The organism is Streptomyces sp. NPDC001606 (assembly GCF_053596835.1).
Genome location: NZ_JBSFHC010000046.1, coordinates 1 through 6,823, shown reverse-complemented (window position 1 = coordinate 6,823; position 6,823 = coordinate 1). Strand labels below are relative to the sequence as shown.

Sequence of the window (6,823 nt, the reverse complement as noted above, 5' to 3'; positions counted from 1 at the left end):
CTGCACACCTACAATCACCACCGCGGACACACCGCGCTCGCAGGCAAACCACCCGCCAGCCGCGTCCCCAACCTCACAGGGCAATACACCTAGGCAGCGTCTTGTCGATCACGTCTCGAGCCAGATGAGTGTGCTGGCCAGGGTGATGGCTGCGAGGTAGCGGCCGGGCTGTTTCTCGTAGCGGGTGGCGATGCCGCGCCACTGCTTGAGGCGGTGGAAGCAGCGCTCGACGACGTTGCGGCGTCGGTATACAGCCCTGTCGAAGCCACACGGCCGTTCGCGGCGCCGTCGTCGGCCCGCAAGCTGGTCAACGCGTTCCGGGATGGTCGCCTTGATTCCGCGTCTTCGCAGGTAAGCGCGGAAAGAGCGGGCCGAGTAGCCCTTGTCGGCCACCACCCGCTCGGGTCGGACACGGGGTCGTCCCGGTCCGGGCTGGATGACGCGGATGGCGTCGATGACCGTCTCGGCCTGGGTGCAGTCGTTGTGGGTGCCGGCCGTGACCGTGAAGGACAACGGCCGGCCCCGCCCGTCACAGGCCAGGTGGATCTTGCTGGTCAGCCCGCCGCGGGAGCGTCCGAGCCCACGCTCCTCAAGCCCCCTTTGGCAGCGGTGTGCTGATGGGCCCGCACGATCGTGGAGTCCAGCGCGACCAGCCAGTCGACCTCCGCCCGCCCCTGGGCCGCGGCTAAGAGCCGGTCGAAGGTTCCGTCCGCGGCCCAGCGCGCGAAACGTCCGTGCACGGTCTGCCAGGGCCCGAACCGCTCCGGCAGGTCCCTCCAGGGCAACCCCGTGCGGTACTTGAACACGATGCCTTCGAGGACCTGACGGTGGTCTCGCCACCTGCCTCGCGCCCGGCCCGCTGGCGGCAACAAGGGTCCGATCATCGACCACGCCGCGTCAGATATCTCCCCATCCCTCACAGCCAGTCCAACGATCGGATGATCGGAAAGACACTGCCTAGTGCCTTCGCTGCGGCAGAGGGAGGTACTCCCCGGCGGGTGCCGGCACGGGCGTGCCGGCACCCGCCGGCGAAGCCAGCGTCCCAGCTTGAAGCCGTCGTGGACGGTGCCGATTTCGGCGGCGAGGGTTTCGCGGGCGGCGTGGTAGGAGCGTGCGTAGCCAAGTCCGGTGGCGAAGTCGACGCCGCCGCCTAGGTTCTGTCGTCAAATGTCACGCCCACATCAGAATTGATGCCAGGGTGACGGCGGCTTTGTAGGACTCGGCGGTCTTGTCGTACCGGGTGGCGATACCCTGCCACTGCTTCAGGCGGTTGAAGCACCGTTCCACCACGTTGCGGTGCTTGTAGACCTCGCTGTCGAAGGCCGGCGGGCGGCCTCCGCGGCTGCCTCGTCGGGCCCGGTTGCGGACCTGGTCGGCCCGCTCGGGAATCGTGTGGGCGATGCCCCGGCGGCGGAGCCAGGCTCGGATCGCCTTCGAGCTGTAACCCTTGTCGCCCAGGACGTGATCGGGCCGGACCCGGGGCCGCCCCGGTCCGATCCGGGGCACCCGGATCGCCTCCATCACGGCGGTGAACCGGGTGCAGTCGTTGGTGTTGCCGCCCGTGACGACGAAGGCGAGCGGACGGCCCCGCCCGTCACACGCCAGGTGAATCTTGCTGGTCAGACCGCCTCGGGACCGGCCGAGGGCCGGGTCGCGGAGCCCCTTTTTCGGGCCCCGGCCGCATGCTGGTGAGCCCGGACGACGGTCGAGTCGACCGACACCAGCCACTCGATGTCGCCCGCCGCGTCCGCTCTCGCCTGGGCGGCTCGCAGCATCCGGTCGAAGGTGCCGTCCGCCGCCCACCTGCGGAAACGGGTATGCAGCGTGGCCCACGGACCATAGCGCTCGGGCACGTCCCGCCAGGCCGTCCCGGTCCGGAACTTCCACACGATCCCGTTCAGGACCCTGCGGTCGTCCAGCCGCTTCCGGCCCCGCAACGACTCGGGCAGCAACGGCCGGACGAACTCCCACTCGGCATCCGACAGTTCATGACGACGTATCACGACACCATGATCCACCAAGCAAGATCATTTGAAGACACCGCCTAGGTCATCGCGGCCCTACTCGCGGAGAACACGGCCCTCCGTTGGCAGATCGCCCAACGCTCAGCCGTCGTCATCCCGCTCGACCGAGCACACGACACACGCGAGTGAAGGTGGCTCGGAACCAGCCTGGGGCCGGCGGGCTGACATGGTGAGGTGCCGTGATCAATCCTCGTGGCGCCGACGCGCGAGATGGACGGTGATGTCGGCGGCCATCTCGACTCTGTCCGGCAGTACCTGCATGATCTCGCTGAATACCTGCTCTCGCTCCGCGGTCGGCAAGACGAGATAAGCCGAGATGGTGGAGAGATGACCAACGTAGTCGCGAGCGCTCATCGTCACGCGCCGTTCGATCACGGACTGCTGAACGCCGGTGAACCACTCCGACTGTTGCAGCTCCGTACCTGGCCACTGCATCTCATGGCCTGGAGGCCTCCCGTTAGGTGACGGAATCTCGTCACTCTCCAAGAATGGTGCTCGCGCCGCGCGGACAGCCTCCTCCACAGCCGGGTCAGCCAGTTGAACTGGCCCGCCGCATGAGGCGAATACACCACCGGGTTCCAGCAGCGCGGCCACGCGCGACCACCGGCCCTCCGGGTTCGTCCAATGCAGCGCTGCTGCCGCATAGACCAGTCCATACCGTTCGCCTGGTCGCACGTCCTCGAACGCGGCTTGCACCGTTCTGACGCTCGTCGGCACGTGCTTGCGCAGTTCGGCGAGCATGGCCCCGTCAGGATCGGTGGCGGTGACCATGACCCCTCGTTGAGCGAACAGGCGGGTTGCCTTGCCTGTCCCAGCGCCGATCTCAAGGGCAGTCCGAACCGGGCGGCCCGCATAGGCCATCACCATGTCGAACAGCTCCACGGGATACCCCGGCCGGAACCGTTCGTATGCTTCCGCCACCACTCCGAAGCTCAGCGCGCGACCAGACATGCCCAGCATCCTGACACGAGCGGCCCCTGCGTGCTTGATCTCTTCCGGGGGCTCAGACGCGAGCTGATGTCTCATGACACACATCGAAGTCTGGAGAAGGACGGCTACCGTGCGCTCGTCTTCACCTCGTGGCCGACGCCTGGTCCGCTGCTGGTGCAGTCCCGCCGGGGCAGCCGCATGCAGAGCCGCTTCCCTGATCTGGTGGACGCGGCCGCGGACCTACCCGATGGCCTGGTCCTTGACGGCGCTATGTGACCGGTACGGTGTCTCAGACCCAGGGTGTCTCAGGCGGAGCGCCTCCATAGAGGAGACACGGTCGCCGCCGATGGCTCCGGGAGCCGAAGAAGGAAAAGGGCCCGCGCGGCCCTATTTCCTTCTTCTGCTCGCCGAACCAGATCCGGCCTCGGTACTGGTGGGCTCTCGTATTCAACTGTCGCGAGTTCGCCGAGGAGTCCATCCGGCTGGTGATTTTGCGTGATCGCCGGTGTCATACAGCTCGAGGACCCGTTGCTCGCCCTCATCGACTACAGCCAGGGGGACCTTCGAGTCCGCTGATAGATTCCTGCGGTGAGCGAGCAACTACCCAGCGGCGGCATCGAGCTGTCCCCCGGTGAGATCGAAGCCCTCCCCGCCAGGTGGTCGTCCTGCTGGACCCCGAGGGAGGTCGCGCAGCAGCTAGCCGGGATCAGCACGCCCTGGTACGTGGCCGCGGGCTGGGCGCTGGACTTGTTCCGCGGCAGGCAGACGCGCGCTCATGGAGACATCGAGATCGCGATTCCAGCCGCGGGCTTCCCCGAGGTCCGTGACCGCTTCCCCGGCTACGTCTTCGACGCGGCAGGCAGCGGCCGGATCTGGGAAGACGCCACATCGGAGGTGCTGGCCGCGGTTCATCAGACATGGCTCCGCGACCCAGCCACCGGCGACTACCTGCTCGACGTGTTCCGCGAACCACACGACGCAGATACCTGGATCTGCCGACGCGATGAGAGGGTCCGGCTTCCCTACAGCGACATCGTCCACCACACCCAGGACGGCATCCCGTATCTGGCACCCGAACTGGTCCTCCTGTTCAAGGCCAAGCACGTCCGCCGAAAGGATCAAGCAGACTTCGACGCGACGGTCCCGCACATGACCTCGGCTCAGTGCGAGACCCTGGCCGAGCTGCTCGCCCGCGTACACCCGGGGCATCCCTGGATTGCGGACCTGTAGCTGGCCCTCTACTCGCGTTCCGCCGGCCCAAGGAGCAGAGTTGACCCCCGAACTGCGCCGAAGGAAGCGGACCGCGTCCGCCGGAACCGCCGAGTCCCTGCGGAACTCCGCGAACTCCCCGATACGCAACCCGCGCTTCCGCGCCTTATGGGCGGCCGGGCTGCTCGACGACACGATCGACTGGATGCTGGTCACCGCCATCCCGATCTTCGTCTACCGCATGACCGAGTCGGCGATGACGACGTCCCTCGCCTTCCTGATCGAACTCGCCCCGGGCGTCCTCGTCGGCTCCCTCGCCGGGATCGCCGCGGACCGGTACGACCGCAAGAAGCTGCTGCTCGTCTGCACGCTGCTGCACGCGGCACTGGCGGCCCTGCTCCTTCCGGTCACCTCCGGCGACCAGCTGTGGCTCGTCTACGCGGTGATCGCGGGGCGCGCGGTGTGCGCGCAGTTCGTCCTGACGTCGAAGAACGCGCTGCTGCCCGACCTCGTGGAGCCCGGACAGAGCGCGGCGGCCAGCAACCTGGTCGTCCTGAACTCCAACCTCGGCCGCCTGGGCGGCAGTCTGCTCGGCGGCATCGTGGTCGCCGGGGGACTGCGCCCGTTGGCGGCGGGCTCGGTCATCGGCCTGCTCCTGACGGCCGGGGTGGCCAGCCGGATCCGTCGGCCCGAACGCGCGCCGGTCAGGCCCGAGTCGGAGGCGACCGCGACAGGGAGCGCGCCGGCGGGACCGATGTCCACGTCGACGTCCGTGGGCTCGGCGGCCGACGAGAGGGCCCAGCGCGCCGAGGCGACCGACCCTGCGGCTGCCGCGGGCCCCGGCCGGATGTTCCGGCACTGGCGCGAAGGCGTCGCGGTGATCACCGACGACCGCCGCCTACGCGTGTCCTTCCTCGCGGCCATCCTCTGCGCCATAGGCCAGGGCCTGTTCGTCGTCCTGTTCGTCGTCTTCGTCGCCACCACCCTGCACGGAACTGACGCCGAGATCGGCCTGCTGCGCAGCATCCAGGGCATCGGCGGCATCGCGGGCGGCCTGGCGCTGGGCTTCCTGGGCACCCGCGTGCACCCGAGGCCGCTGATCACCTGGGGAGCGCTGTCCTTCTCCGGACTGGCGCTGCTGATCTGGAACGCGCCGATGGTCGCCACCGCCTTCGGCGTGTACGTCGCCCTGTTCGCCGTGGTGGGCCTGCCCGGTGGCGTCTACTACGCCGGGGTGCTCGGGATGGTCCAGCAGCGGGTTCCTGCCGACCACTTGGGCCGGGCACTCGGCTCCTTCTACACCGTGTCCAACGGCGCGCAAGCCATCGGCATGGTCCTCGCGGGCCTGCTCGCCGACCGCCTGGGCCCGGTATCGCTGCTGAACGCGCAGGCCGTGCTCTACCTGGCCGCCGGCCTGATGGCCCTGCTCGTACTGGGCGCCCGCAACACCCCGGAGACCCGGGCGACCACCACGCCCCCCGCCCCCGCGCAGGCACCGCTGCCCGACCCGCACGGATAGCACCGCAGCCCGTACCGGCACCTGCTGCCGTCCAGCGAGACGCGCACCCGCAGGGCGATCGACGACGGCCCCGGACGCCCCACCCTGGCACCAAAAAGCACGAGGCCCGAAGACCTCGCCCGCTCACCTCGGGAGGGTCATTCAGGAGGAATCGGAGTCAGCTCTGCTCTGATCAGGAGGCACGGGTTGTCGGCCGTGACGCTCGTTTGACGCTCTGGCCGCCCGTAAGCAGGACAGCGAGCCAGGAAAGCGGCTCTGACCTGGTATTTTACGCGAACGACTCAGGCCGACATCTTTCCGATGACGACCATCGTCGAGGCGTAGACCGCGGCGGCGGTGTGCGCGTCGGTGTCCCGCCCGGTCCGATACGTGGCGAGCAGGCGGGTGGGGAACGGGATCACCGAGACGGCGAGCAGGCGAGGAGGTTCGCGAACAGCGTGCGGCGGCCCACCCGGCGCGCCAGGCCGCACAGGGCGTGGTGGTTGATTCAGATGATCCCGATGACGAGGAAGCTGACCAGGTACGCGAACGAGGCCGGCCCCTGCCGGGCGAGGGCGTGGGCGGGCGGCTCGCCGTGCAGGGCGTCGGGCTCCGGCACCCGCAGATCCAGCACGAGCAGTGTGATGGCGATGGGGAACACGCCGTCACTGAACGCCTCCAGACGCGCGGTGCTGAAGTCGGCCGCGCTGCGGCGCCCGGATACGCCCGGATCGGTGGTCATCACGGCTCCGGTGCGGAAGGGGACGCGGTGGACCTCGGTCCGACCCTTCCCCACCGGGGCACGGCGGAACCACCGCGCCGACGGCCTGTATCGCGCTCCGCCCGACGCCGATGCGGTGAAGTCGCGCTGCGGGGGTACCGGCACAGGACGTGTACATGTCTGCCCGGGAGGGGCCGATGGAAGCGGTGAAGCAGTTGCGGCAGCTCAGGACCGTGTACGCCTGGGGCGCGGCCGCCTGGAGCGGGTGTCTGCTGTTCACCTTCGTGGACGAGCGTGGGACGACCCGGCAGACCGTGCTGCTGCTGGTGCTCCTCGCCGCCTTCCTGACCCTGCTGCTGTGGTCGACCTGGTGCCTGTGGGAGTCCGGGGCGCTGCGCGCGGCGAAGCGGCGGCCCGAGACCGCGAGCGGTACGGCGCCGC

Annotated in this window: 6 protein-coding genes and 1 pseudogene; 3 read left to right on the top strand and 4 right to left on the bottom strand. The window is 69.0% G+C overall.

Annotated features, from left to right (window positions below; all coding sequences use genetic code 11):
• Positions 1-108 precede the first annotated feature (108 nt).
• The 3 genes and pseudogenes from ACWCV9_RS37590 to ACWCV9_RS37580 form a co-directional block, all read right to left on the bottom strand.
• A pseudogene (locus tag ACWCV9_RS37590) lies at positions 109-884 on the bottom strand (IS5 family transposase).
• A 286-nt stretch (positions 885-1,170) separates the two neighbouring features.
• Positions 1,171-2,000 (bottom strand): IS5 family transposase gene (locus tag ACWCV9_RS37585; RefSeq protein ID WP_450793530.1). Its coding sequence is split into 2 segments (ribosomal slippage): positions 1,171-1,668 and positions 1,671-2,000, totalling 828 coding nucleotides; the frame shifts between segments, so codons are not numbered across the junction.
• Positions 2,001-2,207: 207 nt separating this feature from the next.
• The gene (locus ACWCV9_RS37580; RefSeq protein WP_450793527.1) at positions 2,208-3,050 is read right to left on the bottom strand and encodes a class I SAM-dependent methyltransferase; all 843 of its coding nucleotides are present in this window, start codon (positions 3,048-3,050) and stop codon (positions 2,208-2,210) included.
• Positions 3,051-3,542: 492 nt separating this feature from the next.
• Between ACWCV9_RS37580 and ACWCV9_RS37575 the strand changes: the two genes are divergently transcribed.
• Positions 3,543-4,184, top strand: coding sequence for a nucleotidyltransferase domain-containing protein (locus ACWCV9_RS37575; protein ID WP_450793525.1), 642 nt, complete (start codon positions 3,543-3,545; stop codon positions 4,182-4,184).
• 40 nt (positions 4,185-4,224) lie between these two features.
• Complete coding sequence (locus ACWCV9_RS37570) at positions 4,225-5,682, top strand: MFS transporter (RefSeq protein WP_450793523.1); 1,458 nt, start codon at positions 4,225-4,227, stop codon at positions 5,680-5,682.
• A gap of 487 nt (positions 5,683-6,169) precedes the next feature.
• Here the strand turns inward: ACWCV9_RS37570 and ACWCV9_RS37565 are convergent, their stop codons facing one another.
• Positions 6,170-6,403: a TMEM175 family protein gene (locus ACWCV9_RS37565; RefSeq protein ID WP_450793521.1), complete on the bottom strand. Its 234-nt coding sequence runs from the start codon at positions 6,401-6,403 to the stop codon at positions 6,170-6,172.
• Between the two features lie 176 nt (positions 6,404-6,579).
• Here ACWCV9_RS37565 and ACWCV9_RS37560 point away from each other — a divergent pair.
• Positions 6,580-6,823 (top strand): hypothetical protein (locus tag ACWCV9_RS37560; RefSeq protein ID WP_450793519.1); only part of this gene is annotated, 244 nt, incomplete at its 3' end.

Bases quoted from the DNA above. Each gene is read 5' to 3' on its own strand.
- ACWCV9_RS37565 (WP_450793521.1), bottom strand. From the start codon at position 6,403: ATGACCACCGATCCGGGCGTATCCGGGCGCCGCAGCGCGGCCGACTTC.
- ACWCV9_RS37580 (WP_450793527.1), bottom strand. From the start codon at position 3,050: ATGAGACATCAGCTCGCGTCTGAGCCCCCGGAAGAGATCAAGCACGCA.